Source organism: Sporosarcina sp. AD_1 (genome assembly GCF_057373025.1).
The window spans coordinates 13,175-39,663 of record NZ_JBPVIR010000011.1 but is presented as its reverse complement, the minus strand read 5'-3'; the positions used below and the strand labels follow the sequence as shown (position 1 = coordinate 39,663).

Sequence of the window (26,489 nt, the reverse complement as noted above, 5' to 3'; positions counted from 1 at the left end):
TCTGTCAAAGTGCTCTCGATCTATACTGTCACGAGCTCCGTCGGCTTCTCAGCGTCCGTATCGAACAGATGAACATATTCGCCTGTCACGATGCCGCATGTTTGCAGTGTCTGCGAAACGCTCATTCGTGCCAGGTCTTTCATATTGTTATCTTTGCTTAAATGGGACAAATAAATTCTCGTCTCTTTTAATGCGGCCACCTCACTCATGGCAACCGCAGCATCTTCGTTAGAGACGTGGCCGACATCACTTAAGATCCGGCGCTTAACCGACCATGGATAACGTCCCATTTGGAGCATGCTGACATCGTGGTTGCTTTCGAAGACAAAAGCGTCCGCTCCGTGAATGTGGCCCTTCATCCGGTCGCTCACATATCCTGTGTCCGTAATCAATGCAAGCTTCCGGTCATTTTCATGAAAAACGTAAAACATCGGATCTGCTGCATCATGCGAGACCGCGAATGATTGCACATCGAGCGAGCCGAATGATTGAACACTCTCCATGTCAAAATGGAATCGCTGCTCAGTCGGAATGTCTCCGACCAATCCATCCATGGCCGCCCATGTTTTACGGTTTGCGTAAATTGGCATGCCATACCGGCGTGCCAGCACGCCGATCCCTTTAATATGGTCGCTATGCTCATGGGTCACAAAGATGCCATTCACTTCTTTCATTGAACGGCCAATGCTCTCCATTTGCTGCTCCATTCGCTTCGCACTTAAACCGGCGTCCACGAGGAATGCATAACCATCTGTTTCGATATATATGGAATTGCCTGTACTTCCGCTGGCGAGCACACTAAAACGCATCGCAAAAACTCCTTACTCTTCTTCGACTTCCGGGTCCTCTGTTTCCTGAGGCGGATCAAGATGGAACTCTATTACTTTACCTTCAATCGCATTAATAAAGTGATCTTCCATCTCTCCATCTTTCAATTCTACATGAACATTCCATGTCGGGGCAAATACTTGAGTTTCCTGTAATTGGACAAGCGTCGAGTAGCCCAGCTTCACTTCCCGAACTTTGGAATCCGGCTTGACATAGCCTCTGGTCACGAGAGAACCGACTGCTTCCACGGGCGTCAGTAAGTCTTTATGGTTATAATTCGAGAAGCTTTTCAGCATCTTTTGTGTATAGCCTGTAATATTCCCCTCATCGTTCCAATAGACGGTGAGCATGGCATTTGGGCTGAAATAAATCGGCTCCTCTCCTGCCACTTGGAAGAAGACCGCCTTCTGCTCCGTTTCATTGACTTCCCATAAGGTATATTCATTTCCGGCATATACATAATTGGCTAGAAAGTGATCGAATTGATAATGCTTATTTGCATCTTTCACTGCCAGATCAGCTGTCAGCTTCGCTTGGATCATTGTATCATTGTCTAACAACACGATCGATTGATCTTTTAATCCTTCCAGTTCGTCTTTTGAGAAGGTGGCAATTTTGGCGGATATATAGGACGATTTGGTTTTCACGTTTTGCGGAATATCGTACGTTATATTGTCCTGTTTCAACACTTCTTCAATTGACGTTCTGCCAATCAGCGCCACATTTTGAGCATCCGAACGCTGTTTAAAGTAAAGGGTATATAAAAATATGTTCAGTATCGAAAAAACGACGATAAAAATTGTTTTGGTTTTATTCCAATCCAATCGGCTCACCTCCAAACTGTTCAGGTGAATAACGGATCCATTTTTGTTTGGATAAATAAAACCATCCCGGCTCCATAATGTATAGCTGCCGCTCCGTATCATGCCGCATCGTATAACCTAAAGTGAGATCCACTACATTTTTGAACTCCGACTTATTGGCATGTCTCATCGTCTCCGCTACATCTGTCCCGGAAGCCAGCTCTACTTCATCCTCCGTCAACCATTCATCCAGCGTATAATACGGACGGCTGTATTGTTGAATTCGATTAACTCCGTAGTTCACGGTAATCTCAGTCACTCCAGAGGAATCACTACTATGCACGGGCAATCCGTCCATGGATAATTGGAATTTCACATAATGCGATCGTTGCCCCATATAAACGAATCGGTACGAATCCGTCCAACCTCCATGCTCATTGATGGAATCCAGTACATCCTTGAAAAGCTCGGAAGGAGCAGCAGGGTTCGTGTTTTGAGCATCAGGATGAACGAAATTCAACGTTTTCTTTTCCGTATCCACGATCATTTTGGCCACATTGTCGCCATACTCCTCGTGATTGGAATCAACCGGGCTTCTGCGTACCGCATTTGGATCGTTAAATAATGCATTGCGGAACCGTGTCGGGCTTACTTCCTGCTGAAAGAATGTCTTCTCCTTTAGAACGACCGGCTGGCTCGGAACAGCGATATACTGCTGATCCGTCGTACTCACTTTCTCATAATCAGGCAAATCCTTGCTGTCCAGAGCGATCACTTTATAGGAATTCAAGAATTCATCCGCCATAACTTTTCCCTGATAATGATCTCCCGTCAAATGATTGATGAAGTGCACCTTAAAATTATTCTCCGAGGCATTCCATTCCACGACGATCCGATCGAAGGTAGCCTCTGGAAGATTCGGTTCCTCTATATTCAAGAGGACATCATAGATTGGCAGGGGGACATTCCCTTGGAAAAATAGTGTCATGCGGTTCGGTTCGCTTAAAAACTCATTAAACTTTTTCTGGTTCATCTCTTGAGGAGACCTGGAAAACTCCGTCACGCGCCAATGAGACATTTCATATAGAAATACGTCGATCTCTTTTTCTTCCATCGTCCCTTTGAGCCCCACTTCGGAATGGACAATCAATTTATAAGGCTTGACCAGTTCCCGGATCGACAGCTGTTTAGCAATCGATGTATCGACGGTTGATGTTGGTTCAATCGGGTCATAATTGGGCGTATACGTCCAGATGGAGAACGTGAACGCGATACTTAAAAGTACGAGCAGCAACAAGACGATCGATTTGATCGGCTCTAGATATTTCAACCCCACTCACCGTCCTCTTGTTGTTGTTCGTAAGGTAGTGTGAAAAAGATGGTCGTCCCTTTCCCTTCTTCACTTTCCGCCCAAATATCTCCACCATGGGCATTGATCATTTCCTTTGCTATGGCCAGTCCAAGACCCGTACCGCCCATCGCTCTGGATCTGGCTCGATCCGCGCGGTAGAAACGTTCAAAAATCCGGGTGACATTCGCTTTCGGTATGCCCATCCCGTCATCGGAAATCATCACTTTAATGAAATCTCCGGATGTCGTTACGCCAAAACGGACGTCGCCTCCATCCGGCGAATACTTCAAAGCATTGGAAATGATATTGTCGATGACTTGCGTCAGCTTATCTGGGTCAATCTCGACAAACAGATCTTCCCTCGGCAGCAATCGTTTGAAATGGACATTTTGAGACTTGGAGAATTCGAAACGTTCAATGATGGAATTGAAGAAATGATTGAACTCCACCCACTCCGTATCCAATTCATATTCTTTGCTGTCCATCCGGGACAATTTCAATAAGTCATTGACGAGCCGGATCATCCGCTCAGTTTCTGTTTGGGTGACGCGCAAGAAATTCGGTGCGATATCTTCGCTTTTCCATGCGCCATCCGCCAGCGCATCCAAGTAGCTCCTCATCGTTGTGAGCGGCGTCCGCAATTCATGGGAGACATTCGAAACGAATTCCCTTCGCTCCATATCAATCTTCTCTTGCTCGGTATTGTCATGAAGCACAACGATTAATCCATTCACAAATCCTGTTTCCCTTTGGGTGACAGAGAAGGTCGCACGCAGAATGTACGGCTGTTCTTCCGTACTGAAATCAAGGGCGATCGATTCCTTCATCTGAATCAAATCCTCGAAGGCGTATTCCTGTTCCAAGCCGAGAACGCTCGTAATCGGTCGATTTAATACGACGTCGCGGGTTACACGCAGCATCATCAACGCAGAGTCATTGATCAGGCTGATGCGCCCTTTCCGATCGGTCGATATGACGCCGTCGGTCATATTTTCTAGTACCGAAGCGAGCTTGCGCTGCTCACTCTCGGTCGTCGACTGCGATTCCTGAAGCTGATTTGTCAGATGGTTGAAAGCAATCGCGAGCTGTCCCATTTCATCATTGCCATAGACATGAACCTTCCTCGAAAAGTTCCCCTTGGCCATCGCCTGCGCCTGGCGTCTCATATCGGAAATCGGCCTTGTGAAGGTCTGGGCGATAAATATACCGATGATAATAGTAATCGTCAGGGATACCGCTACGCCTCCTGCGAGGATCTGGTTGATTTCATCAATTTGCTTATATACTTTTTCAATATTTGCCTCGACATAAAGCGTTCCTAAGATTTCGTTGCCGTCCATGATCGGCTTCACTTTGACGAAAACCCTTTTTCTATTCCTTGGATCCAGATTCGTCGAATCCACATCCGCCTCGGTCGTCATCGCTTTTCGGACAATGTCCTCTTTCATCGTTTGGTTTTCCAACCCACGATTTTCGAGCACTGATGTCGCCAAAATCTTATACTTTGCATTGATTACCCGTATTTCATTAATATCTTCCGAAGTAAAACCCGAAAGGACGGTCCGAAGACTGTTCTTTTCAGAATTCGGATCGTCCGCGGACCGTTCTTTTAATAATTCTTCACGCACACTGAATGCAACTAGATTCAACCGATCCTCTAAGGAAGTCGTAAAGTTTGTCTTCAGTGCATGCTCCAGCTCACGGGCGAAATAAAGCCCGATCACTTCCATCGCAATGATGATAAGCATGATGTAGATCAGGACGACCTTTGTATGGATGGAGCGGAAAAAACCGACCTTTTGCATTGGTTACTCCTGCTCTGGGTCACGCAAATAATATCCGACCCCTCGCCTTGTCACAATCCATGTCGGATGGCTCGGCGTATCTTCAATCTTCTCACGCAGCCGGCGGATTGTTACATCCACTGTTCGCACATCACCGTAATAATCGTAGCCCCAAACCGTTTGCAACAAATGCTCCCGTGTCATCACCTGGCCGATATGCTTCGCCAAGTAATGGAGCAATTCGAATTCCCGGTGTGTCAATTCAATCGTTTCGCCTCTTTTTTGTACTAAATAAGCGTCCGGCTGAATGACTAGACTGCCGACAGCGATATCATTGGACACCTCTTCCTGCTCTTCGGAAGCAGCTTTGGAATGTCTGCGCAAGTTCGCTTTTACTCTTGCGATCAATTCACGTGTTCCAAATGGTTTTGTTACATAGTCATCTGCGCCAAGCTCTAGACCGAGCACCTTGTCGATCTCCGAATCCTTGGCAGTCAGCATTATAATCGGGAAGTCGTATTTCTTCCGGACTTCCCGGCATACCTCCATGCCGTCGCGCTTTGGAAGCATAATGTCGAGCAGCATGATATCCGGCTGGATTTCCTCCACCTTTTCCAATGCTTGTTCTCCATCATAAGCACAGTGGACGGTAAACCCTTCCTTCTTCAAATTGAACTCTATTATATCTGCAATTGGTTTTTCATCATCTACAACTAAAATTGTCTTATCTTGCATGGCCCCTACCCTTTCCCGCCAGTTGGCGATGCTCTCTTATAGTTTACTCTATCATTGTTGCAATGAATTCGCACGCTCTAATCATTGCCATTCATAGGCTTGCTGTCTAGTTCCCTTCTCTAGTATTTCCCGGGGAATATTTCATCAAACTTCGCCACTAAACGACAATGGATGTCGGAACAAATTAAAAAGGAGGACACACATGCGGTGTCCGTCCCTGTTGTCCTCTTATTATTCTAGCACAGATAAAGGATTGATGTTGCTTCCGCCCTTGAACACTTCAAAATGAAGATGCATGCCTGTTGAGCGGCCTGTTGAGCCCATGACACCAATTTTAGATCCTTGCGGCACTGTTTGTCCCACTTTCACATCGATGGATGAGAGGTGCGCATACAAGGTTTCATAGCCATTATTATGTGTGATGACGATTCGGTTTCCATAGGTGCTGTGATACCCTACATCCGTTACGACTCCATTGTCCGCAGCAAGGATATCACGTGAAGATGGGCGGGCAATATCAATTCCTTCATGTACCCGACCCCATCGGTAGCCACGCTGGCTGGAGACATATCCTCCGACAGTCGGCCAAATGAATTCTCCTGTACCTCTGGAAGGAATCACTTTCGTTCCGACAACCGTCACTTCATCGACCGGTTCTTGAAGGACATGTTCCTCGGTAATGGAAGAACCGACAACAGCTCCGTTCTGCTTACGTATTAACCGCGTCACCAGCTTTTTACCATCCGTACCTTGTTGCTTTACGTGATCCTCACCCTTGAACGCCGTGTCATCCTCTTCGGTCACTTTTTTGAAGGCGATCGGTTCCATCTGCTTTGCTTCGTAATGGACTTCGACAGTTACAAACGGTTCAAGAACAGTAACATTCAATTCATCTCCGACATGAAGGAGTGTGTCTTCATTCAGGGATGGGTTTAATGTTAGCAATTCAGCCGTGGATAGATTATGGGCAACCGCAATGGAGCCCAGCACGTCTCCAGACTGCACTTTATACTTCTTCTCTTCGAGCGTCCCTTTATTTAATAGCTTCAATGCTTTATTTACGCTTAATACGTCCTCTGGATCGGCCAAACCATCCATCGGCTGTACGTCTGAACTGAAAACGATTTCAGAAATTCTTGTTTCATCTTCCTTCAAATCGGGTATCGGTTGTTCAGAGGTAGTGCGTGCTTCAAACTCAGCAAGTTCCGCCTCTGTTACAGATTGCAGCTTCAACTGTCGAAGCACTTCATCATAAGCTTGTTTATCTTTTACATAGAAAGCCGTCTTCCCACCGATTTGGACACCGACAGCTTCTGATTGGACGGTTAGCACTTCATCCAATTTATCAAACACGGCCTGTTCTTCTGTACCTGCCGTGAACACTTTCTCGGGAACAATCGATAATTCAGTGCCGATCGTTAATGGCAAATTCCCAAAGTTAGCCGCCACTTCCTTGATTTTCGCATCTTTCAGCCGATCAAGCTTTTCCTTATCCTCAATCATTCCGACATAGGTTCCATTCGTATAGACATGGTAGACCGTATGAAGGCTGCCTTCGTCATTTGCTGAAGCATAGCCTGACGTCAAGCTCCACCCGCATAACAGGATGGCCAGTATCGTAAGTTTATGTATTGGTTCTAGTAATCGATGTTTCATTTGGAATGGGCTTTTACTACTTCCCGTCTCCGCATTGCGTTTCATCCTACAAGACTCCTTCCATCTATCAACAAGAAGTCGATTTTTACATGACGACTCCTACTTTTTTCACACTTCTCTAATTTAACATAAGCAATCTATCTCTTGTTCGTTTGTCCTTTTTTGTAATGTATTTGTATTATTCCAACCAATTACTCTTAGTTATTACCATTTACAGGTAACTAACTAATAGAAAAACCGCAGGAATCTCGAGAAGCTGTCTCGATGTTTCCTGCGGTTTGGTAGTTATCCTGAAAATGCGGGTGCCTGATGCTGGCTCCAATCAATATTCAAGAACTTGTTATATTCCTTCGCGAATGCCAGACTCACCGTGCCTGTCGGGCCATTACGCTGCTTGGCGATGATGATTTCAATGATATTCTGATTCTCTGTTTCCTTATCATAGTAATCCTCACGGTAGAGGAAGGCTACGATATCGGCATCTTGCTCAATACTTCCGGATTCCCGCAAGTCGGACATCATCGGGCGTTTATCCTGCCGCTGCTCAACGCCACGGGACAACTGGGAAAGGGCAATGACCGGCACTTTCAATTCACGCGCGAGCGCTTTAAGAGAACGAGAAATCTCGGAAACTTCCTGTTGCCGGTTTTCCCCGGACCGACCGCTCCCCATGATCAATTGCAAGTAATCGATCAGGATCATGCCGAGTCCGTGCTCCTGTTGCAGCCGCCGGCATTTGGAACGGATTTCATTGATTCGGATACCAGGCGAATCGTCGATGAAAATTCCCGCATTTGAGAGGCTTCCCATCGCCATCGTCAGCTTCCGCCAATCTTCCGCTTCGAGGTTCCCAGTTCTCAGCACCTGAGCATCGATATTCCCTTCCGCACACAGCATACGCATGACTAACTGATCCGCGCCCATCTCCAAACTGAAGATGGCTACGTTTTCATCTGTCTTCGTCGCTACATTCTGCGCTACATTCAGGGAGAAGGCCGTCTTACCGACAGATGGACGGGCCGCTACGATGATCAGATCGTTACGCTGGAATCCAGCAGTAATCTTGTCCAAATCCCGGAAGCCCGTTGGTATCCCGGTTACTTCTCCACGTCTCGTATGAAGCAATTCGATATTGTCATACGTATCGACGAGAACGTCTTTAATATGTTTGAAGTCTCCTGAGTTTTTCCGGTTGGAGACCTCCATCATTTTCTTTTCGGCTTCCGCCAATACTGTTTCCACTTCGTCTTCCCTTGTGAAACCATCTTCCACAATCGTAGTGGCCACCTGGATCAAGCGGCGGAGAAGTGCTTTCTCCTCCACGATCTTGGCGTAGTATTCAATGTTCGCTGCTGTAGGAACTGCATTGGCAATCTCAGTTAAGTAAGAGATGCCGCCGACATCTTCCAATTCCTTTTTAGCAGACAGTTCCTCGGTCACTGTAACTACGTCGATCGCTTGTCCCCGATCACTTAGCGTGATCATTGTATTAAAAATCTTTTGGTGTGCCGTCCGATAGAAATCATCGGGCAGCAAGATTTCAGACGCTGTAATCAGCGCCTGCGGATCAAGGAAGATCGCACCAATGACTGACTGTTCCGCTTCATTGTTATGGGGAGGTACCCGTTCGATCATCCGGTCCATTCTGATTAGGTCCCTTCCATCATTCTTCCGTTACATGCACTTTGAGCGTAGCTGTAACTTCAGGATGTAATTTGATCGGCACATTCGTATAACCAAGGGAACGGATGGCATCCGGCAATTCCATTTTGCGCCGGTCCACCTTCAACTTCTTGGTTTTCTCAAGTGCATCTGCAATTTGCTTCGTCGTGATGGAACCGAACAAGCGGCCGCCTTCACCCGATTTCGCCTTCATTTCGACTGTAATTTCATCGATTTTCGCTTTTAGATCTTTTGCCGCTTGGAGTTCCGCCGCAGCATCTTTCTCAGCGCGTTTCTTCTGGCCATCCAATTGGCTCATATTCGCTGCCGTCGCTTCGACGGCCAGCTTATTTTTGAGAAGGAAGTTCTGTGCATATCCGACAGATACCTCTTTTACTTCGCCTTTCTTCCCTTTTCCTTTGACGTCTTGCAAAAAGATTACTTTCATTCTGAATTTCCCCTTTCTACTTTATTGGAAATAGCGGTCTTTAGTAATTCTTCCGCTTCCTCTACCGTATCTACATTCATTTGGCAGGCGGCATTCGTTAAATGGCCGCCCCCTCCGAGCTCCTCCATGATGAGCTGAACATTCAGTTCACCAAGCGAGCGGGCACTGATTCCGATCTTCCCATCTGGACGTGGCGCAATGACAAAGGATGCGATCACATCTTGCATCGTCAATAAAATATCGGCGGTCTGTGCAATCAATACGGAGTTGTATGTCACATCATTCCGTCCTTTGGCGATGGCAATTCCATTCTTTGATAAGTCAACCGTCTCAATTAGTTTAGAACGTTCAATATAAGTGGATATGTCCTCTTTCAATAACCGCTGGACGAGCACGGTATCGGCTCCATTTGTCCGTAAATAAGAGGCCGCCTCGAATGTACGGGATCCCGTCCGTAATGTGAAGCTCTTCGTATCGACGACAATACCTGCAAGCAGTGCCGTCGCTTCGAGCATCGTCAATTTCTCGTTCTTCGGCTGATATTCAACCAGTTCTGTGACAAGTTCAGCAGTTGAAGACGCATACGGCTCCATGTAGACGAGCATTGTGTTGTTAATGAATTCCTCGCCGCGTCTGTGATGATCGATGACAACGAGCTTCTCCGCCCGTTCGACTAGCCGCTCATCAATGACCATGCTCGGCTTATGCGTATCGACAACAACGACAAGCGATTTATCGGTGAGCATCGATAAGGCTGCATCCGGTTCGATGAAATGAGTATGCAGCTCTTCATCCGACTCAATTTCCATCATCAATCGAGTGACACTGCCATCCAGCTCATCCGGATTGTAGACGACATACCCTTCAATATTGTTCATCCGTGCCATCTTCCGCACCCCAATGGAGGCGCCAATCGCGTCCATGTCAGGCATTTTATGCCCCATGACAAACACTTTGTCGCTTCCTTGTATCAAGTCGCGCAATGCATGGGAGATAACCCGTGCCCGGACACGCGTCCGTTTTTCCACTGGATTCGTCTTCCCGCCGTAAAACTTCAACTTGCCGTCCGCACGTTTGATGGCCACTTGATCGCCGCCGCGTCCGAGAACGAGGTCTAAGCTCGACTGGGCTAGCTCGCCTAGTTCTGTCAATGAACCTGATCCTGTGCCGACTCCGATACTTAAAGTCAACCCAGTGCTTTGTTTCGCCGTCTTTTCCCGAATATCATCCAAAATGGAGAATTTCGCTTTTTCCAGCTTAGCGAGTGAAGCTTCATTGAAAACTGCCAAGAAACGATCCGATGCAATTCGTTTGACGAAGATTCCATTTTCATTTGCCCAGCTGTTGACGAGCGAAGTGACAAGTGAGTTCACTTGGCTTCTCGTCTGGTCATCCATCGTCTGGGCGAGTTCGTCATAGTTATCGACGAGCAGGATGCCCAGTACAGTACGGTCTGCATAATAAAGCGATTCCATCTCGACTTTCTCGGTCACATCGAAGAGATATATGAGTTTTTCTTCCGCCTTATAAATGACCTTGTACGAAGCATCATCCAGGTGGATAATCACATGATCGGGCGATTCATTTTTAATAATCGGATGAAAATCATCGGAAAGATCGTAAATATCCTCCCCGACCAGTGTCTCTTTGTGGAAAACCTTCATCGCATAGGGATTTGCCCATTCGATTGCATGTTTGTCATTCAACAGCATAATTCCGATCGGGAGCTCAAGCAGTGCTTCTTCCCCGACCTTTTTCATTCTGTAGGACAAGGACTCGATATGCTTTTCAGTTTCTATATAAGTTTGGTCCTCGATTTTCCATGCGCTCGCTATGGCAGCTACATAGAGCACGGTAAAGAATAGCCCGAACCAAAAGTTGTATAGGAACAGCAGTATGGCCGCCATGACTCCCAGAAGAGATAAGGCTGTCAATGGATAGCGGATTGCCCTTTTCCTAAAAAATGAAGTCATTGTTTCATCCCCTTACCTCGTCTGGTCTTTGTCAATCCATAATCGTACATTGGCCGCCACGTCAAATAAACCAAGCAGAATTGTAATAGGGCTCAAGACGATACCCGCGAACATCATGAGTGCCGTCACTATTCCAGTTGTCTTTAGTCTATGCATGAAATAATGAATAAGCGATAACCCTTGCAAAAGAAAAAGGAACCGCAATAAGAGCATGGCATTGACGAATAGTATATACATACCCGAACTTTCATCTATCTTGCCCAGTATGGAATATAAAAGCAGCAGCCCATAGATGAATACAGTGATGACCGGCAGCCGCAAGTCACGGAGCGGTGGAAATTGCGGGACATTCACTCCAATCCGTCTCATCAGCATAAAGTTAAACGTGATGAGTAAAAAGGAGAACATGAAAACCCCACCAATGAACATCATCGGAATGGTCACCCGGTAAAAGGCGAAAAACTCGTAAACCATCTCCTTGTATTCGCGGGACATGTTGCCCGTCTGTGGACCAAGCTCCAGAAGAAGTTTCTGCCAGCTTGCCATAATGGCCAATACACGATCGACCAGATTGATTTGAAATAAAAAAACTCCTGCCACGTAGGCCAACATGCCGAGTATGAGCAGTGTCAAAGATGTCGCCATAAATGTATAGAGCTTTGTTTTGCCCAAACTGATCATTTCACCGATCAAAAGCCCGATAATCAGGTAAAGCAAAGCGAACGGCAATGTGACAAGCCCCGCAATAAGCAACGATAGGAGAACACCCGCCACAGCAAGCATAATCGAAGTTGTCCGATCTGTTCGCGTCCTATAGAGCATGATCGGCAGCGGGATGAAAAAAGTTGTCACGACACCTGCTACTGTATATGTTGAAACGGCAAGCAATATGGCAAAGAGGGCGAGCATCATCGCTCCAAACGTTATTTTCCGTGCACTATCCTGCATGTTCCATTCCTCCGGAGCAATAATAGAACTCTTCCTGCTGAAAGAAATCCATTCAATTCGCTAAGATTGGCCCATCCCCCAGGAGGGGCAGGATGACCCATCCTTCTAATTGTACCATGAGTGCATCTGTTTCTCCAAAGGGAGGGAACGGCAAAAGACACACCCGGGACCTGGAAAAATTGCCAACCCGTCCAGTTGGCAGGAGATGACTTTCCAGCTCTATACATCACTCTCTTAGAGAGTAAAAAAAAACCGCCTTCGCACCAGTTAGACCGGTTTCACAAGGCGGTTCATGTAAAATTGTAATTATCTTTCTTCCGCTACGAATGGAAGAAGTGCCATAATACGAGCACGTTTAATAGCAGTTGTCAACTTACGTTGATACTTCGCGCTTGTGCCAGTTACACGGCGAGGCAAGATTTTTCCACGTTCAGAAACGAATTTCTTTAGTAGATCTGTATCTTTGTAATCGATATGTGTAATGTTGTTTGATGTAAAATAGCAGACTTTACGTCTTCTTTTACCTCCACGGCGTGGTGCCATATCGCTTTCCCTCCTCACTTTTACGTACGTTCATCCAATTAGAATGGCAAGTCGTCGTCCGATACTTCAATCGGGCCGCCGCCTGTCGAGAATGGATCATCATTAGTACGCGTATAGTTTTGTTGATTGGATTGTTGATACTGTTGGTTCGGCTGCTGATTCTGATAATATGGCTGATCGTTCTGAGGTGCGCCATAGGCAGCTCCAGACCGGTCTGCACTTGCACTTCGCGGTTCCAGGAATTGAACGCTGTCCGCCACGACTTCCGTCATGAAGACCCGCTTTCCGTCTTGTCCATCGAAACTGCTCGTCTGGATACGGCCTTCGACGCCGGCAAGACTTCCTTTGCGCAAAAAGTTAGCAGTGTTTTCAGCCTGCTTTCTCCAAGTGACACAGTTGATGAAATCGGCTTCCCGTTCTCCAGATTGGTTCGAGAATGCCCGGTTCACCGCAAGTGTAAAGCGTGTGACCGCAATACCACTCTGTGTGTACTTGAGTTCAGGATCTTTTGTCAATCGGCCAACTAAAACGACTCGGTTAATCATCAGATTGCAACCTCCCTCATCATGTTTCGAACTTTACCCAGTCACGGTTATGTCAATCTATATGGATCAGTTGTCAAGACGAACAGCCATATGACGAATGATATTTTCGTTAATGTTCGCTAGACGATTAAATTCATCGATCGCTTCAGTTTTTGCATTCGCAGTAACGAGTTGGTAATAACCTTCGCGCAAGTCGTCGATTTCGTAAGCAAGACGGCGCTTGCCCCACTCTTTCGACTCGATGATTTCCGCACCGTTGGAAGTAAGGATTTCGTTGAAACGTTCGATCAACGCTTTTTTCGCTTCATCTTCCACTGTTGGACGGATGATGTACATGATTTCGTACTTTCTCATCTTCAGTCACCTCCTTATGGACTTTGGCCCGATGATTTACAAAGGGCAAGGAGTAAGTAAATTTAATTTTATTACTCACATCGTCATATTTTAGCATGCCTACAGCTTTTTATCAACTATTATTTGATATACTCTACGTAAGGAGTGATGTTATGAATGAGTTGCCTGCGCCTGATCATGTAATTGATATCGATCTTCCAAAAGTGACGAAGAGCGGCATTCTTTGGACCATTGGCAGTTTCATCCTGTTTATCGCCATTCTCGTTGTGGTAAAAGGGGGATTCTCGTTTACCTTCTCTTTATGGGGCCTTCTATTGTTTATCATCGGCTATCTGGCTTTGATTGTCCTGCACGAAGCATTTCATCTGCTTGGCTTCCGAATTTTCGGCGGTGTGCCTTGGAAGCGAATGGTCGTCGGCGTAAACTTGAAGCTGGGTATCGCCTATGCAACGACTGACAAGCCGATGACCAATACCGCCATCAGGAAGGCTTTGCTGCTTCCTTTTTGGACGACCGGCATTGTCCCTGGATTAATCGGATTATATATAGAAAGCGGCATTCTTGTGGGTCTGGCTGCTTTTCTGATTGGCGGCGCTGCAGGAGACTTTGCCATGTATAAGGAGCTGCGCAAATTGCCGGATGACTGGCTGGTAAAGGATGACCCCGAACGTCCCAAGCTCTATTTGTATCAACCCGGCCGCATCAGCGATACGATCGAGGAATCTCCCGAATCCATGTAAACACAAAAACCGGTCAGGAGATGCATACATTCTCCTGACCGGTTTATTATTTTTCCATTTGGGACGTGCTGCGATCTTTTGGCACAGCTTGAATCGGCTTAAATGAAAATGCCAATACGAAAATGAAAAAGAGTAAACTGAACCCTTGAAACCACCAGATGGGAGTCGCTGCTCCCCAGTTCACGATCACTTGACGTAGCAAGGCAATACACAAAACAAATAGTGGAATCCGTACAGAATACCTTCTGAACATTACGCATCAACCCTTTTTCTTCTCATTATGAAACCAACTGCCTTCTATACGTTACACATTAAAGCGGAACAGCATGACATCGCCATCTTGAACGACGTACTCTTTACCTTCAAGGCGCACTTTGCCGGCCTCTTTGGCAGCCGCCATCGATCCCGCTTCAACGAGTGCATCGTAAGATACCGTTTCAGCACGGATGAAGCCACGTTCGAAATCGGTATGGATGATACCGGCACATTGAGGCGCCTTCATCCCTTTCCGGAACGTCCAGGCGCGCACTTCTTGAACGCCTGCCGTAAAGTAAGTGGCGAGGCCGAGCAGGCTATAGGCCGCTTTGATCAATTGATCCAAACCTGATTCCTTAATGCCGAGCTCTTCGAGGAACATAGCTTTCTCTTCGTCATCCAGCTCTGCCATTTCTTCCTCGATCTTTGCACAGACGACAATCACTTCCGCATTATCTCCCTTAGCAAAGTCACGCACCGCTTTTACATATTCATTGTTATCAGCATCTGCGATTTCATCTTCTGAGACGTTTGCAACATAAAGCATCGGCTTGATCGTCAGAAGATGCATGCCTTTGATGATTTGAAATTCTTCCGGCGTCAATTCAACCGAACGGGCCGGCTTTTCATTTTCGAACGCCTCTTTTAATTTCAATAAAACCGGCTCTTCCGCCATTGCTTCCTTATCCTTCTGCTTCGCCATTTTGGAAACACGAGTCAACCGCTTCTCCACGCTTTCCATGTCGGCAAGAATCAACTCAAGGTTAATAATCTCGATATCTGCAATAGGATCGACTTTCCCAGAGACATGGGTAATGTTTTCATCCGCAAAACAACGGACGACCTGGCAGATTGCATCCACTTCACGGATATGCGAAAGGAATTTATTTCCTAGCCCTTCCCCTTTGCTCGCTCCCTCAACAATTCCTGCGATATCGGTAAATTCGAATGCAGTTGGAACTGTCTTTTTCGGCAAGACAAGCTCTGTTAATTTTTGTAATCTTTCATCGGGCACTTCCACGATACCGACGTTCGGGTCAATCGTACAAAATGGATAGTTGGCAGCTTCTGCTCCTGCCTTTGTTATCGCGTTAAAAAGTGTCGACTTCCCGACGTTCGGCAATCCGACGATTCCGGCTGTTAATGCCATGGTTTTCCACTACCTTTCATATATCTGCACTTCAACTCATTCTTGGCCAATTCAACCTCTCTATTATAGGAACAGAATCAGGTTCTTGTCTATTATCGATTCAAATTTCTGCCTTTCCAATCACTTTCTTCATCTTTTTGGCGAACTCGTTGCGCGGAAGCATAACACTATGTCCGCAGCCTTCGCACTTGATCCGGATATCCGCTCCCATCCGAATGATTCTCCAGGCATTCTTCCCGCATGGATGAGGTTTTTTCATCTCCACGATATCATTCATTTCGAACTGCTTGTCCTGCATGATTCGCCGTCCCCTTTCCTTTTATGCTTCATTCAATTTGGTCACCAATGTTGGATATGGAATTTCAACACCCTGCTGCTCCAAGTATTGTTTCAAGCCGATACTAATCTTTCGGGTCACTTCATACTGACGCATCGGTTTTGTTTCAGCCAAAATCCGCTCAATAACAGCCGCATCCGTAAAGTCATGGGCACCAACTAGTCGTGGCGCGGCAATCAAGTCTTCATCGTTTTTAGCCATCTCAGTCAAGTAAGCCGTAATTAGCTTTTCCACTTTTTCTATTCCTAGCTCAAAAGGAATGGTCACATCAACGATAGCCAAAGAGTTTTTCACGGAGTAGTTAACAACTTGCGCTATGCTCCCGTTTGGTAATATGGTGAGCTCCCCTGTGAAACTTTTGATTTTCGTTGTCCTCAGCCCAATCTCTTCTACTTCCCCTTCTGCAGTGCCGATCTTCACGTGATCGCCAACAGAAAACTGATCTTCAAAAATAATAAAGAACCCGGAGATCACATCTTTCACTAAGCTTTGCGCCCCAAAACCAACTGCCAACCCAAGAACCCCTGCTCCTGCCAGTATCCCTTTTAGGTCAATTGAAAATTCAGCTAATACTGCGATGATTGCTGAAAAATAAACAACATACGCTAATACATTCTCTAGCAGTCTCAATAACGTTTGTTCGCGACGTGTATCCTTTCGTAGGGGTCCTTTCAGTTTAATGCCGAATACACGGCGAATCACCATTTTTCCAATCCTCACTACGACAGCAGCCAAAACGATAATAAATATGATCTTTAATGCATGACCCCCGATGGAAATCCATAGCTCTTCGTCGAAAATATAGTTTTCTAGTCTTTCTAGCATTGTCAATGTCTGTCCTACTCCGGCAGCCATTCAATCTCTCCTTTCACCGTATAAATTGAGTTCATTTAGCGTATACTGCCTACACCATTAGTAATTATATAAAAAGGTCGGAGATTTGACCGAAAGGAGATTTCCAATGTCCATAGCCTTATCCCCTTCATTTGATTATCGGATCCATTACAAAGAGACAGGCATCGTCTGGAAACTGAGCACATTCTTTTTAGAACATATTCCGTTTGATAAGAAATCACTCGTTTTCTATTGCATCGGAACAGATCGTTCCACTGGAGATGCACTTGGACCTTTGACTGGCTCCCATTTATCTGAATCCCTGATTTTTCCCTTCCCTGTTGTCGGGACATTGGAAAACCCATTGCATGCCCTGAATTTGCAGGAACAACTGGACAAGACGATGGACGAACATGCTGCTCCCTTTATCGTTGCGATCGACGCCTGTCTCGGTAAAAGCGAGTCCATCGGCCATTTATTATTTCAAGACGGACCCTTGTATCCTGGAAAAGCAGTCGGAAAAGAACTCCCTGCTGTCGGTGACTTGTCCATCAAGGGTGTCGTCAATATTTCAGGCTTCATGGAACACGCGGTCCTTCAGAGCACCCGTCTTCATCTATCCTTTGAGATGAGCCGCATTATTGCCCGAGCACTTCAGCTTGCCTACGGACGCCACTCAATGTAGTGAGTGGACGATCGTCACGATGATGGCGACAACAACGATTCCGGGAATGAAGTTCGCCACTCTCATTTTCGTGATGCCTATTAAATTCAAGCCGATGCCGACAATCATCAATCCCCCTGTTGCGGTCATTTCCGAAATAAAAAAGGAAAGCAATTCATCTGACACGAAACGGCTAATTTGCGTGGCGCATAGGGTGATAATTCCCTGATAAAGCAACACAGGGATTGCCGCAAATGCCACGCCAATTCCAAGTGTCGAACTTAATATAATAGAAGTAAATCCGTCTATGATTCCCTTCATAAGTAATACATCATGATCGTTCCGCAATCCACTGTCGATGGCACCTATGATCGCCATAGAACCTACTACAAAAATGAGGGTCGCCGTCACAAACCCTTGTGCGATTCCCGGACCTTCCTTTTTGGCCGGCAGCTTCTTCTCTATCCATTGGCCAAGCCGATTAATCTTCCCATCCAAATCCATCCATTCACCTATAACAGCACCAATGACAATACTTGTGATGACAATCAAGATTTGAGTGCTTTCAAATGTCATTTGAATTCCAATTGCCGTTACAGCCAGCCCTATTCCATACATGACAGTCTCTTTCATCCGCTCAGGGATATTGTTTAAAAACCTGCCGATGAATGCGCCAAGAACAATTAATAATGCATTCGTTATGGAGCCAAATAAAATCATGATGTCCTCTCTTTCATCGCAGATTTACGATTTTTACATAATGTCTCACTAAAAAGAATACCTATTTTGCATTCAAGCAAAATAGGTATTGATTTATTCACTCAACAACTCAAGAATCCGCTCTAAATCTTCCTCCGTAAAAAATTCGATTTCTATCTTTCCTTTGTTTTTGGTTTTCTTAATGGAAACATTAGTACCGAAGTATTCACGCAAGTTTGATTCTTGCTCTGCAATAAAGATATCTTTTTTCTTTTCGTTTTTTGTTTCACGTGGAACATCTTCATTTAATTTTTGAACTAGTCTTTCTAGTTGGCGGACATTTAGACCTTCTTTTAATGTCCTTTCCGCTACTGCAAGAATCTGTTCTTTTTTTCGAAGTCCCAATAATGTTCGCCCATGCCCCATCGATAATTTACCTTGGGAGATGTACGTACGGATTTTATCCGGCAATGATAATAATCGAATATGGTTTGCAATATGCGGTCTGCTTTTACCTAGACGAAACGCCAGTTGTTCCTGTGTAAGTTGCAAATTATCCATCAATTTCTGATAGGCTTCTGCCTCTTCAATTGGTGTTAGATCTTCGCGCTGCAAGTTTTCAAGGATAGCCATTTCCATCGATTCTTCATCGCTGAGCTGCCGAACGATGGCTGGTATTTCCTCTAATCCTGCCATTTTCGCAGCTCGGAAACGTCTCTCCCCTACTACGATTTCATGGGAAGTACCCACTTTCCGGACAATGATCGGCTGCAAAATACCATGTTCTTTAATGGAGTCGCTTAGTTCTGCTATCGCACTTTCATCAAACAATTTCCGTGGCTGATATGGATTCACTTTGACACTCTTTAAACGGATGTGCTCAATCTTTTCCGCATTTGACATGGATTCTTCAGGAAACAAAGCATTTAACCCTTTTCCAAGACCTTTAGCCATTGTGCACCACTTCCTTTGCCAGCTCTAAATATACTTCCGCACCTCGTGACCTGGAATCATATATAATGATCGGCTCCCCATGGCTCGGTGCTTCACTTAATCGTACATTTCGAGGAATTATTGTTCCGTACACTTTATCTTGAAAATACTTTTTCACTTCTTCAATGACTTGAATTCCTAAATTCGTTCTTGCATCAAACATGGTCAATAATACACCATCAATTTGTAAATTCTCGTTTAAATGTTTTTGCACGAGACGGATCGTACTTAACAGTTGACTCAACCCTTCAAGCGCATAATACTCACATTGCACTGGGATAATAATTGAGTCCGCAGCGGTCAATGCATTGATTGTAAGCAGCCCGAGTGAAGGAGGGCAATCAATGATGATATAATCATAGGATTCTTTTGCATCTTGAATGGCATGTTTCATACGTACTTCACGTGAAATGGTAGAAACCAATTCAATTTCTGCACCAGCCAATGAAATGGTTGCCGGGATGACTTCCAAGTTTTCCACTTTCGTTGGATAAATTACTTCTTTTATGTTCACGTCATCTATTAACATATCATAGATGCAATGATGGACATCCCCCTTGTTGACACCCACCCCACTTGTTGCGTTCCCTTGTGGATCGGCATCAATCAATAAAACCTTTTTGCCGATATGTGCAAGGCAAGCACTCAAGTTAACAGAAGTGGTTGTCTTTCCGACGCCACCTTTTTGATTGGCGATCGCTATTATCTTTCCCACGCTTGCACCTGCTTTCTCACTCAATGTACAACTCCATGTTCAGAATGATAAACCGTTTCTTGTCTAACAGATTGGAAAAAGTATCCGTATTTTATGAATTCATTACGGATGAAATCCAAAAGGCTAAATAGTCAGCAATTCACTCTATACTAGTTTAACAAAAAAAGAGTTATCATGGTAACGGTTCGCGCAAAAAAACTCCTGCTCACGGATAGCAAGAGTATCTCGCAATGACAACGAGAGTTATAGTATAATAGATTTTATTTTTTCTTTGGGATTTTAACCGTGATTGTATAGAAGTCATCGGAGTCTTCTTCTTCTGTTTTCACGTCAATTCCGCTTTTCGAAACGAGAGACAATGATTGCCGTATCGTATTAACAGCAATCCGTACATCCTTGCTAACCGATTTTCTCTTTGGGATAGCTCGTTTCTTTTCCTTCGTCTCTTCCTGAGGATTCATCAGCTGCTGAATTCGTTCTTCTAATTGTTTAACGTTCATCTGCTTCTCGAGTGCCTCATGGAATACTTGTAATTGCAATTCACTATCCTTAATAGGAATTAATGCGCGAGCATGTCTTTCCGATAATTCCTTTGATAGAATTTTACTTTTTATTTCCTCAGGCAATTTCAGCAAACGCAATTTATTAGCGATCGTCGACTGCCCTTTCCCTAGACGCTGTGCCAAAGCTTCTTGCGTGAGTGAATGCAGCTCCAGCAGTTTTTCATAGGCATAGGCTTCTTCGATCGCCGTTAATTCTTCCCTCTGCAAGTTCTCTATCAAAGCAATGGAAGCTGTTTCCTTGTCATCTAGATTCCGGACAATTGCAGGAACCTCTTTCCATCCCAGCTTTTTCATTGCACGGAAACGGCGCTCCCCTGCTATGATTTCATAGCCATCGTTTTCCGCCTTTCGAATGACAATTGGCTGGATTACACCGTGTGTATGAATCGTACGAGCAAGTTCTTCAATCTTCTCTTCAGAAAAAATCGTACGAGGTTGATATTTATTTGGGCGAATTAAATCTATATTTACTTGTTGGACCTTCTCTTGTGGAACTTCCTCATTCTCCTGGAAAACAGGTTCTTTTTCTGTATTTCCGAAAAATCGTGAGAACGTATTTTTCATCCCGGCACCACCTTTATAAGACTGCTCACCAATAATAAGTTAGTTCGTCATAATTATTATATATCCTCTTTATTGGTTATTAAAGAGTAGAATAAGACCCTTCCAAACGGCACGCTTACTTTTGTTTCACGTGAAACAATTACTGAATCGGCGTTTTATTGGGAATGCCTGGCTTCCGAGGATACTTCTTAGGTGTCTTTTTCAATTTACGGAAAACAAAAATATTTCTCTCGCTATCTTCAATCGGTAAGGAGAATGAGTATTTATCTTCCAACTTAGCTCCAAGGACTGAAATGGCTTTTTCCGCATCGGAGAGTTCCTCCTCTGCTGCCGCCCCTTTCATGGAGATGAATCGGCCATTTTCCTTTGCTAGTGGAATGCAAAGTTCCGCAAGAACAGATAAACGTGCCACAGCACGTGCCGTGACCAAATCGAATTGTTCCCGATAGGCTGGATTTTGACCAAATTCTTCGGCTCTGGCATGGACAAATCTTACGTTCGTAAGTTCAAGCTGATTTGCCAGCTCGTTTAAAAAGGTAATTCGTTTGTTCAATGAATCCACTATTGTGACAGATAAATTGGGGAAGCAGATCTTTAATGGAATGCTTGGAAATCCAGCTCCTGCCCCTACATCACATAAAGTTAATTCCCCTTCCATCGGGACGTAAAATGCTGCACTGATAGAATCAAAAAAGTGTTTTAAAAAGACAGATGGCTCATCAGTGATCGCTGTGAGATTCATTTTTTCATTCCACTCGACGAGTAACCGAAAATAATCGTTGAATTGACCTCTTTGTCTATCGTTCAATTCAATCCCTTTTTCTTGCAATGCTTGTACAAACTGTTCTGGATTCAATTTGACCCTCCTAACACGAATAAAAAAAACTGACGCAGACGTTCCCATCTGCATCAGTTCAATGACTCACCCTGATATTTTCGCGATTTTCCCCTGTTCAATATAAACGAGGAGAATCGAAATATCGGCCGGATTTACCCCTGAGATCCGTGATGCTTGTGCGATGGAAAGCGGCCGGACTTCACTTAAGTTTGTCTTGGCCTCTTTGGCTAGTCCTGAAATGGCATGGTAATCAATGTCTTCAGGTATTTTCTTATTTTCCATTTTCTTCATACGTTCGACTTGTTGCATCGATTTTTGGATATAGCCTTCATATTTGATGAATATTTCAACTTGCTCCGCGACATCTTCCGGTTTCTCTTCTATCGGAGGAATGATGCGGGCAATTTGGCTGTATTTCATTTCAGGCCGTTTTAATAGATCCGCTGCTTTCATCGGTTCTTTCAATTCGGCTCCTTCTGATTCACGAATGATTTCTTGCACTTCTTCACTCGGTTTGATCGTCACTTGGCGCAGTCGATCGATTTCTTCTTCGATCAATTGTTTCTTCGCAAGGAATGCTTCGTGCCGTTCCTCACTGATCATGCCAAGACGATATCCGATTTCAGTCAATCGCAAGTCTGCATTGTCGTGTCGCAAAAGCAAGCGATATTCAGCGCGCGATGTGAGCAAACGGTACGGTTCGTTTGTTCCCTTTGTCACAAGATCATCAATCAGTACACCAATATAGGCATCCGATCGGCTGAGGACTACTTCCTCTTTGCCGAGAACACGGCTTGCTGCATTTATTCCCGCCATGATCCCTTGTGCTGCGGCTTCTTCATAACCGGAGGTTCCGTTAATTTGCCCTGCCGTATACAGATTGCGGATCTTTTTTGTCTCCAAAGTCGGCCAAAGCTGCGTCGGAACGATTGCATCGTATTCGATTGCGTAGCCGGCACGCATCATTTCCGCCTTTTCCAGACCTGGCACGCTCTCAAGCAATTTCCGCTGAACGTGTTCTGGCAAGCTGGTCGATAGACCTTGTACGTAATATTCTTTCGTATTTCTTCCTTCTGGTTCCAGGAAAATTTGGTGACGTGATTTATCGGCAAAGCGGACGATTTTATCCTCAATGGAAGGACAGTAGCGTGGTCCCTTCCCTTGGATCATTCCCGAATACATAGGTGACAAGTGGAGGTTTTCATTAATGATTTCATGGGTGGCCGGTGTTGTATAGGTTAACCAGCAAGGCAATTGATCCATGATGAATTCAGTCGTTTCGTAACTGAACGCCCGTGGAACGTCATCCCCTGGCTGGATTTCCGTTTTGCTGTAATCGATTGTTTTGCCGTTGACACGCGGTGGCGTTCCTGTCTTGAAACGCACGGTTTCAAGTCCAAGCTCACGCAAGCTGTCTGCAAGCCCGATAGACGGCATTTGGTTGTTCGGTCCGCTTGAATATTTCAAGTCACCGATAATAATTTCACCGCGCAAGAAAGTTCCCGTCGTGATAATGACCGTTTTTGCACGATAGATGGCACCGATTTGTGTGATAACACCTTTCACTTCATCATCTTCCACAATCAGTTTTTCGACTACACCCTGGTGAAGAGTCAAGTTGTCCTGCTCTTCCAGAGTCCGCTTCATTTCTTGCTGGTACAGGACTTTATCCGCTTGCGCTCGAAGAGCCCGGACGGCTGGTCCTTTCCCCGTGTTCAGCATGCGCATTTGAATATGCGTCTTATCAATCACTTTCGCCATCGCTCCGCCAAGTGCATCAATTTCACGAACGACAATCCCTTTAGCAGGACCGCCGAGTGAAGGATTGCACGGCATAAAAGCGATCATATCAAGATTCATCGTTAGTGCGAGTGTCGATGCACCCATCTTCGCTGAAGCCAAAGCCGCTTCTACACCGGCATGGCCTGCTCCGATGACAATACAATCGAACGTGCCTGCTTCAAATTGTGGCATGTTCGTTCATCCTTCCTATAGTTAAAGTAGTCCTTGGCTCATGCGTAAAAATAATGTTATATGATGAAATAAGGGGCTGGCTGCCCCCACGGATTGTCTTGCTTCCGCTTTTATTTTCCTAAACAGAACTGGGAGAACAATTGGTTGATCAAGCTTTCTTGCACTGTATCCCCTACAATTTCTCCGAGTATTTCCCAAGTCCGCGTGACGTCGATTTGAATCATATCGACCGGAACATTCGCTTCAGCCGCCGCAATGGCATCTTGAATCGTGGCGTGTGCCTTATGGAGAAGGGCGATATGCCGTGCATTGGAAACGTACGTTAAATCCCCTGCTTCAAGCGAACCTTCAAAGAACAATTTGGAGATTGCTTCTTCAAGTTCATCGACGCCTTCTTCTTTCATTAAAGAAGTGGCGACAATTTTGGCGTTTTCAACGAAATTTTCGACCTCAGAAAGATCGAGTTTTCGAGGAAGATCCGTTTTGTTAGCCACGATAATTCGGTCCATACCCTCCGTCGCTTCAAAAAGCCGCTTGTCTTCTTCCGTAAGTTCCTCAGAACTATTGAGGACAAGGAGAATTAAATCAGCTTCCTTTAGTACTTGGCGAGAACGTTCCACCCCGATCCGTTCGACGATATCTTCCGTCTCCCGAATGCCGGCGGTATCAACGAGGCGTAAAGGAACACCCCGTACATTGACGTATTCTTCTATAATATCACGAGTTGTCCCCGCAATGTCGGTAACAATCGCTTTATTTTCCTGTACGAGACTGTTGAGCAGTGAAGACTTCCCGACGTTCGGCCTTCCGATGATGACCGTGGATAAACCTTCCCGCAAAATTTTCCCTTGGGAGGACGTGCGAAGCAGCTTGTCGATCTCCTCACTCACCCACGAGCATTTTTCAATCATTAACGGAATGGTCATTTCTTCAACATCGTCATATTCCGGATAGTCGATGTTCACCTCGACTTGAGCCAATGTTTCTAACAAGGCTTGCCGCAAATCCCCGATCAGCCTGGAAAGCTTCCCATCCATCTGATTCAGAGCGACATTCATGGCACGATCTGTTTTTGCCCGGATCAAATCCATGACCGCTTCCGCTTGAGACAGGTCAATCCGCCCATTCAAGAAGGCTCGTTTCGTAAACTCGCCTGGCTCGGCAAGACGCGCTCCCTCTTTTAGAATGAGTTGCAGCACCCGCTTCACTGCAACAAGGCCGCCATGGCAATTCACTTCGACTACATCTTCCCGAGTGAATGTTTTAGGTGCCCGCATGATGGAAACCATTACTTCCTCGATCACCTCTTCAGTCGAAGGATCGATCAGATGTCCGTAATGGATTGTATGTGATGGTTCATCCGCCAAGTTTTTCCCTGACGGCGAACGAAAAATGCGACTTGTCAGTTGGATAGCTTCGTCCCCACTGAGCCGGACGATGGCGATGGCTCCTTCACCCATTGGTGTGGATATCGCAGCAATAGTATCATAATGCATTTTCTTCACCTCTCCGACTTTGTTATGCACATGTGGATAACTATTTTGGACATGACTATCTAACGTAATATAATATCATAAAAGCCCGTTTTCTCCTAGTATCCACACCAAAAAAATGTGGATAATTCGTCTGATGGAAATAGAAATTAAATGGAGGTGGCTTCCTCATTCCAAACGAAATGGGGAAAAGTAGCCGCTATTCCATGTTATACTGTAGGAATTGAATATTTATTCATCGATTGGGGGCTTATTATGGCGATTATTTTTACCATGTTAGCGCTTGGCGCCATACTCGGTTTCATCGGAGCGGGTGGAGCAGGATTCATCATCGCCGTGTTGACACTAGTCTTTCATGTTCCAATCCATGCGGCGGTGGCCACATCTTTAACAGCGATGGCTTTTACGAGTCTTTCAGGGGCTTTCAGCCATTACCGGGAGGGCAATATTGCAATTAAAGCCGGTTTATTGGTAGGAAGTTTTGGTGCAGTCGGAGCTTTTATCGGTTCTAAGCTGGCAGTCTTTATTCCAGAGCAGAACCTTCATTATTTTACAGGCGGCATGCTGTTATTTTCGGCAGCTCTCCTCGTCTTTCGGTTATTTTTCCTTCATCCTAAGGAAGGTGGGCGTAATGACACCCGTTATTCAGTGTTTTTAGCGAAAACAGTTGCACTCGGCATCATCACTGGCCTGCTTTCGGGGGCATTTGGCATCGGATCGACTCCGTTTATTCAGCTTGGGCTTCTTACGTTTCTCGGGCTTAGTTTACGGCAATCCGTCGGCACAACGATGCTGGTCATTGTTCCCATTGCGATTGGGGGAGGCATTGGCTACTCCACTGAAGGCCTGTTGCATGCCAAGCTGCTGTTGCAAGTGCTCGTCGGCACAATGATTGGAGCATACATTGGGGCAAAATTTACGAATATCGTTCCAAAACCGGTTTTAAAAGCTGCGATGATTGCCACTCCGACAGTCAGCGGATTGCTTCTGCTCTTTTAATATGAAAAGCCTGCAAGGACACTCGGTTATCACGAGTATTC

27 protein-coding genes are annotated in these 26,489 nt (G+C 45.4%); 3 read left to right on the top strand and 24 right to left on the bottom strand.

Going from position 1 to position 26,489, the window contains the following annotated elements; all coding sequences use genetic code 11:
• Nucleotides 1-20: 20 nt before the first annotated feature.
• The 13 genes from ACSW3C_RS18120 to rpsF form a co-directional block, all read right to left on the bottom strand.
• Nucleotides 21-809: an MBL fold metallo-hydrolase gene (locus ACSW3C_RS18120; RefSeq protein WP_238079796.1), complete on the bottom strand. Its 789-nt coding sequence runs from the start codon at nucleotides 807-809 to the stop codon at nucleotides 21-23.
• Nucleotides 810-821: 12 nt separating this feature from the next.
• On the bottom strand, nucleotides 822-1,652 hold the full coding sequence (locus ACSW3C_RS18115) for a two-component system regulatory protein YycI (RefSeq protein ID WP_486564262.1): 831 nt from the start codon (nucleotides 1,650-1,652) through the stop codon (nucleotides 822-824).
• Entirely contained in the window at nucleotides 1,639-2,967 is a 1,329-nt protein-coding gene (locus ACSW3C_RS18110) for a YycH family regulatory protein (protein ID WP_486564260.1), read from the bottom strand. Before ACSW3C_RS18110 ends, ACSW3C_RS18115 begins: the two co-directional genes overlap by 14 nt.
• Complete coding sequence (gene walK / locus ACSW3C_RS18105; RefSeq protein ID WP_238079799.1) at nucleotides 2,958-4,787, bottom strand: cell wall metabolism sensor histidine kinase WalK; 1,830 nt, start codon at nucleotides 4,785-4,787, stop codon at nucleotides 2,958-2,960. The genes ACSW3C_RS18110 and walK overlap by 10 nt, the downstream gene beginning before the upstream one ends.
• 3 nt (nucleotides 4,788-4,790) lie before the next feature.
• The gene (gene yycF, locus ACSW3C_RS18100; RefSeq protein ID WP_238079800.1) at nucleotides 4,791-5,501 is read right to left on the bottom strand and encodes a response regulator YycF; all 711 of its coding nucleotides are present in this window, start codon (nucleotides 5,499-5,501) and stop codon (nucleotides 4,791-4,793) included.
• 231 nt (nucleotides 5,502-5,732) lie between these two features.
• On the bottom strand, nucleotides 5,733-7,202 hold the full coding sequence (locus ACSW3C_RS18095; RefSeq protein WP_486564258.1) for a peptidoglycan DD-metalloendopeptidase family protein: 1,470 nt from the start codon (nucleotides 7,200-7,202) through the stop codon (nucleotides 5,733-5,735).
• 240 nt (nucleotides 7,203-7,442) lie between these two features.
• Complete coding sequence (gene dnaB / locus ACSW3C_RS18090) at nucleotides 7,443-8,801, bottom strand: replicative DNA helicase (RefSeq protein ID WP_238079802.1); 1,359 nt, start codon at nucleotides 8,799-8,801, stop codon at nucleotides 7,443-7,445.
• A 19-nt stretch (nucleotides 8,802-8,820) separates the two neighbouring features.
• Nucleotides 8,821-9,267: a 50S ribosomal protein L9 gene (gene rplI, locus ACSW3C_RS18085; RefSeq protein WP_248513933.1), complete on the bottom strand. Its 447-nt coding sequence runs from the start codon at nucleotides 9,265-9,267 to the stop codon at nucleotides 8,821-8,823.
• On the bottom strand, nucleotides 9,264-11,240 hold the full coding sequence (locus ACSW3C_RS18080) for a DHH family phosphoesterase (protein WP_486564256.1): 1,977 nt from the start codon (nucleotides 11,238-11,240) through the stop codon (nucleotides 9,264-9,266). Before ACSW3C_RS18080 ends, rplI begins: the two co-directional genes overlap by 4 nt.
• 12 nt (nucleotides 11,241-11,252) lie before the next feature.
• A complete protein-coding gene (locus ACSW3C_RS18075) occupies nucleotides 11,253-12,188 on the bottom strand; it encodes a DUF2232 domain-containing protein (RefSeq protein WP_486564254.1) in 936 nt (311 codons plus the stop codon).
• Nucleotides 12,189-12,494: 306 nt separating this feature from the next.
• Nucleotides 12,495-12,731: a 30S ribosomal protein S18 gene (gene rpsR, locus ACSW3C_RS18070; protein ID WP_147059474.1), complete on the bottom strand. Its 237-nt coding sequence runs from the start codon at nucleotides 12,729-12,731 to the stop codon at nucleotides 12,495-12,497.
• A gap of 38 nt (nucleotides 12,732-12,769) precedes the next feature.
• Nucleotides 12,770-13,276 (bottom strand): single-stranded DNA-binding protein, encoded by a 507-nt coding sequence (gene ssb, locus ACSW3C_RS18065; RefSeq protein ID WP_238079806.1) that lies wholly within the window; start codon nucleotides 13,274-13,276, stop codon nucleotides 12,770-12,772.
• Between the two features lie 66 nt (nucleotides 13,277-13,342).
• Entirely contained in the window at nucleotides 13,343-13,630 is a 288-nt protein-coding gene (gene rpsF, locus ACSW3C_RS18060) for a 30S ribosomal protein S6 (RefSeq protein ID WP_238079807.1), read from the bottom strand.
• Between the two features lie 152 nt (nucleotides 13,631-13,782).
• Between rpsF and ACSW3C_RS18055 the strand changes: the two genes are divergently transcribed.
• Nucleotides 13,783-14,370, top strand: a complete 588-nt coding sequence (locus ACSW3C_RS18055; RefSeq protein ID WP_486564252.1) for a DUF3267 domain-containing protein — start codon at nucleotides 13,783-13,785, stop codon at nucleotides 14,368-14,370.
• A 46-nt stretch (nucleotides 14,371-14,416) separates the two neighbouring features.
• On the opposite strand, the gene ACSW3C_RS18050 is transcribed toward ACSW3C_RS18055, so the two are convergent.
• From ACSW3C_RS18050 to ACSW3C_RS18035, 4 genes are all read right to left on the bottom strand, one after another.
• On the bottom strand, nucleotides 14,417-14,623 hold the full coding sequence (locus ACSW3C_RS18050) for a hypothetical protein (protein ID WP_486564250.1): 207 nt from the start codon (nucleotides 14,621-14,623) through the stop codon (nucleotides 14,417-14,419).
• Between the two features lie 51 nt (nucleotides 14,624-14,674).
• Nucleotides 14,675-15,775, bottom strand: coding sequence for a redox-regulated ATPase YchF (gene ychF / locus ACSW3C_RS18045; RefSeq protein ID WP_486564248.1), 1,101 nt, complete (start codon nucleotides 15,773-15,775; stop codon nucleotides 14,675-14,677).
• Nucleotides 15,776-15,875: 100 nt separating this feature from the next.
• Entirely contained in the window at nucleotides 15,876-16,073 is a 198-nt protein-coding gene (locus ACSW3C_RS18040; RefSeq protein ID WP_486564246.1) for a DUF951 domain-containing protein, read from the bottom strand.
• 21 nt (nucleotides 16,074-16,094) lie between these two features.
• The gene (locus tag ACSW3C_RS18035; protein ID WP_486564244.1) at nucleotides 16,095-16,967 is read right to left on the bottom strand and encodes a mechanosensitive ion channel family protein; all 873 of its coding nucleotides are present in this window, start codon (nucleotides 16,965-16,967) and stop codon (nucleotides 16,095-16,097) included.
• 106 nt (nucleotides 16,968-17,073) lie between these two features.
• Here ACSW3C_RS18035 and yyaC point away from each other — a divergent pair, with 106 nt between their 5' ends.
• Nucleotides 17,074-17,631: a spore protease YyaC gene (yyaC, locus tag ACSW3C_RS18030; RefSeq protein WP_486564242.1), complete on the top strand. Its 558-nt coding sequence runs from the start codon at nucleotides 17,074-17,076 to the stop codon at nucleotides 17,629-17,631.
• Here the strand turns inward: yyaC and ACSW3C_RS18025 are convergent.
• The 7 genes from ACSW3C_RS18025 to mnmE all read right to left on the bottom strand — a co-directional run bounded on the left by ACSW3C_RS18025 (nucleotide 17,623) and on the right by mnmE (nucleotide 25,452).
• The gene (locus ACSW3C_RS18025; protein ID WP_486564240.1) at nucleotides 17,623-18,330 is read right to left on the bottom strand and encodes a DUF554 domain-containing protein; all 708 of its coding nucleotides are present in this window, start codon (nucleotides 18,328-18,330) and stop codon (nucleotides 17,623-17,625) included. The two genes, yyaC and ACSW3C_RS18025, sit on opposite strands and share 9 nt — an antisense overlap.
• 93 nt (nucleotides 18,331-18,423) lie before the next feature.
• Nucleotides 18,424-19,263 carry a ParB/RepB/Spo0J family partition protein gene (locus ACSW3C_RS18020; RefSeq protein WP_486564238.1) on the bottom strand — a complete coding sequence of 280 codons (840 nt, stop codon included), beginning with the start codon at nucleotides 19,261-19,263 and terminating at the stop codon, nucleotides 18,424-18,426.
• On the bottom strand, nucleotides 19,256-20,017 hold the full coding sequence (locus ACSW3C_RS18015; protein WP_248513924.1) for a ParA family protein: 762 nt from the start codon (nucleotides 20,015-20,017) through the stop codon (nucleotides 19,256-19,258). Before ACSW3C_RS18015 ends, ACSW3C_RS18020 begins: the two co-directional genes overlap by 8 nt.
• 260 nt (nucleotides 20,018-20,277) lie before the next feature.
• Nucleotides 20,278-21,144: a nucleoid occlusion protein gene (gene noc, locus ACSW3C_RS18010; RefSeq protein ID WP_486564236.1), complete on the bottom strand. Its 867-nt coding sequence runs from the start codon at nucleotides 21,142-21,144 to the stop codon at nucleotides 20,278-20,280.
• 139 nt (nucleotides 21,145-21,283) lie between these two features.
• Nucleotides 21,284-22,000 (bottom strand): 16S rRNA (guanine(527)-N(7))-methyltransferase RsmG, encoded by a 717-nt coding sequence (gene rsmG, locus ACSW3C_RS18005; RefSeq protein WP_486564234.1) that lies wholly within the window; start codon nucleotides 21,998-22,000, stop codon nucleotides 21,284-21,286.
• A gap of 66 nt (nucleotides 22,001-22,066) precedes the next feature.
• A complete protein-coding gene (mnmG, locus tag ACSW3C_RS18000) occupies nucleotides 22,067-23,956 on the bottom strand; it encodes a tRNA uridine-5-carboxymethylaminomethyl(34) synthesis enzyme MnmG (protein WP_486564232.1) in 1,890 nt (629 codons plus the stop codon).
• Between the two features lie 110 nt (nucleotides 23,957-24,066).
• The gene (gene mnmE / locus ACSW3C_RS17995; RefSeq protein WP_486564230.1) at nucleotides 24,067-25,452 is read right to left on the bottom strand and encodes a tRNA uridine-5-carboxymethylaminomethyl(34) synthesis GTPase MnmE; all 1,386 of its coding nucleotides are present in this window, start codon (nucleotides 25,450-25,452) and stop codon (nucleotides 24,067-24,069) included.
• Between the two features lie 252 nt (nucleotides 25,453-25,704).
• Here mnmE and ACSW3C_RS17990 point away from each other — a divergent pair, with 252 nt between their 5' ends.
• The gene (locus ACSW3C_RS17990) at nucleotides 25,705-26,448 is read left to right on the top strand and encodes a sulfite exporter TauE/SafE family protein (RefSeq protein WP_486564228.1); all 744 of its coding nucleotides are present in this window, start codon (nucleotides 25,705-25,707) and stop codon (nucleotides 26,446-26,448) included.
• Nucleotides 26,449-26,489 lie beyond the last annotated feature (41 nt).

What these genes read in the sequence shown, in the direction of transcription:
- ACSW3C_RS18120 (WP_238079796.1), bottom strand. Translation starts at nt 809, where the DNA reads ATGCGTTTTAGTGTGCTCGCCAGCGGAAGTACAGGCAATTCCATATAT.
- walK (WP_238079799.1), bottom strand. Translation starts at nt 4,787, where the DNA reads ATGCAAAAGGTCGGTTTTTTCCGCTCCATCCATACAAAGGTCGTCCTG.
- yycF (WP_238079800.1), bottom strand. Translation starts at nt 5,501, where the DNA reads ATGCAAGATAAGACAATTTTAGTTGTAGATGATGAAAAACCAATTGCA.
- ACSW3C_RS18095 (WP_486564258.1), bottom strand. Translation starts at nt 7,202, where the DNA reads ATGAAACGCAATGCGGAGACGGGAAGTAGTAAAAGCCCATTCCAAATG.
- dnaB (WP_238079802.1), bottom strand. Translation starts at nt 8,801, where the DNA reads ATGGACCGGATGATCGAACGGGTACCTCCCCATAACAATGAAGCGGAA.
- rplI (WP_248513933.1), bottom strand. Translation starts at nt 9,267, where the DNA reads ATGAAAGTAATCTTTTTGCAAGACGTCAAAGGAAAAGGGAAGAAAGGC.
- ACSW3C_RS18080 (WP_486564256.1), bottom strand. Translation starts at nt 11,240, where the DNA reads ATGACTTCATTTTTTAGGAAAAGGGCAATCCGCTATCCATTGACAGCC.
- ACSW3C_RS18075 (WP_486564254.1), bottom strand. Translation starts at nt 12,188, where the DNA reads ATGCAGGATAGTGCACGGAAAATAACGTTTGGAGCGATGATGCTCGCC.
- rpsR (WP_147059474.1), bottom strand. Translation starts at nt 12,731, where the DNA reads ATGGCACCACGCCGTGGAGGTAAAAGAAGACGTAAAGTCTGCTATTTT.
- ssb (WP_238079806.1), bottom strand. Translation starts at nt 13,276, where the DNA reads ATGATTAACCGAGTCGTTTTAGTTGGCCGATTGACAAAAGATCCTGAA.
- rpsF (WP_238079807.1), bottom strand. Translation starts at nt 13,630, where the DNA reads ATGAGAAAGTACGAAATCATGTACATCATCCGTCCAACAGTGGAAGAT.
- ACSW3C_RS18055 (WP_486564252.1), top strand. Translation starts at nt 13,783, where the DNA reads ATGAATGAGTTGCCTGCGCCTGATCATGTAATTGATATCGATCTTCCA.
- ACSW3C_RS18050 (WP_486564250.1), bottom strand. Translation starts at nt 14,623, where the DNA reads ATGTTCAGAAGGTATTCTGTACGGATTCCACTATTTGTTTTGTGTATT.
- ychF (WP_486564248.1), bottom strand. Translation starts at nt 15,775, where the DNA reads ATGGCATTAACAGCCGGAATCGTCGGATTGCCGAACGTCGGGAAGTCG.
- ACSW3C_RS18040 (WP_486564246.1), bottom strand. Translation starts at nt 16,073, where the DNA reads ATGCAGGACAAGCAGTTCGAAATGAATGATATCGTGGAGATGAAAAAA.
- ACSW3C_RS18035 (WP_486564244.1), bottom strand. Translation starts at nt 16,967, where the DNA reads ATGGCTGCCGGAGTAGGACAGACATTGACAATGCTAGAAAGACTAGAA.
- yyaC (WP_486564242.1), top strand. Translation starts at nt 17,074, where the DNA reads ATGTCCATAGCCTTATCCCCTTCATTTGATTATCGGATCCATTACAAA.
- ACSW3C_RS18025 (WP_486564240.1), bottom strand. Translation starts at nt 18,330, where the DNA reads ATGATTTTATTTGGCTCCATAACGAATGCATTATTAATTGTTCTTGGC.
- ACSW3C_RS18020 (WP_486564238.1), bottom strand. Translation starts at nt 19,263, where the DNA reads ATGGCTAAAGGTCTTGGAAAAGGGTTAAATGCTTTGTTTCCTGAAGAA.
- noc (WP_486564236.1), bottom strand. Translation starts at nt 21,144, where the DNA reads ATGAAAAATACGTTCTCACGATTTTTCGGAAATACAGAAAAAGAACCT.
- mnmG (WP_486564232.1), bottom strand. Translation starts at nt 23,956, where the DNA reads ATGCCACAATTTGAAGCAGGCACGTTCGATTGTATTGTCATCGGAGCA.
- mnmE (WP_486564230.1), bottom strand. Translation starts at nt 25,452, where the DNA reads ATGCATTATGATACTATTGCTGCGATATCCACACCAATGGGTGAAGGA.
- ACSW3C_RS17990 (WP_486564228.1), top strand. Translation starts at nt 25,705, where the DNA reads ATGGCGATTATTTTTACCATGTTAGCGCTTGGCGCCATACTCGGTTTC.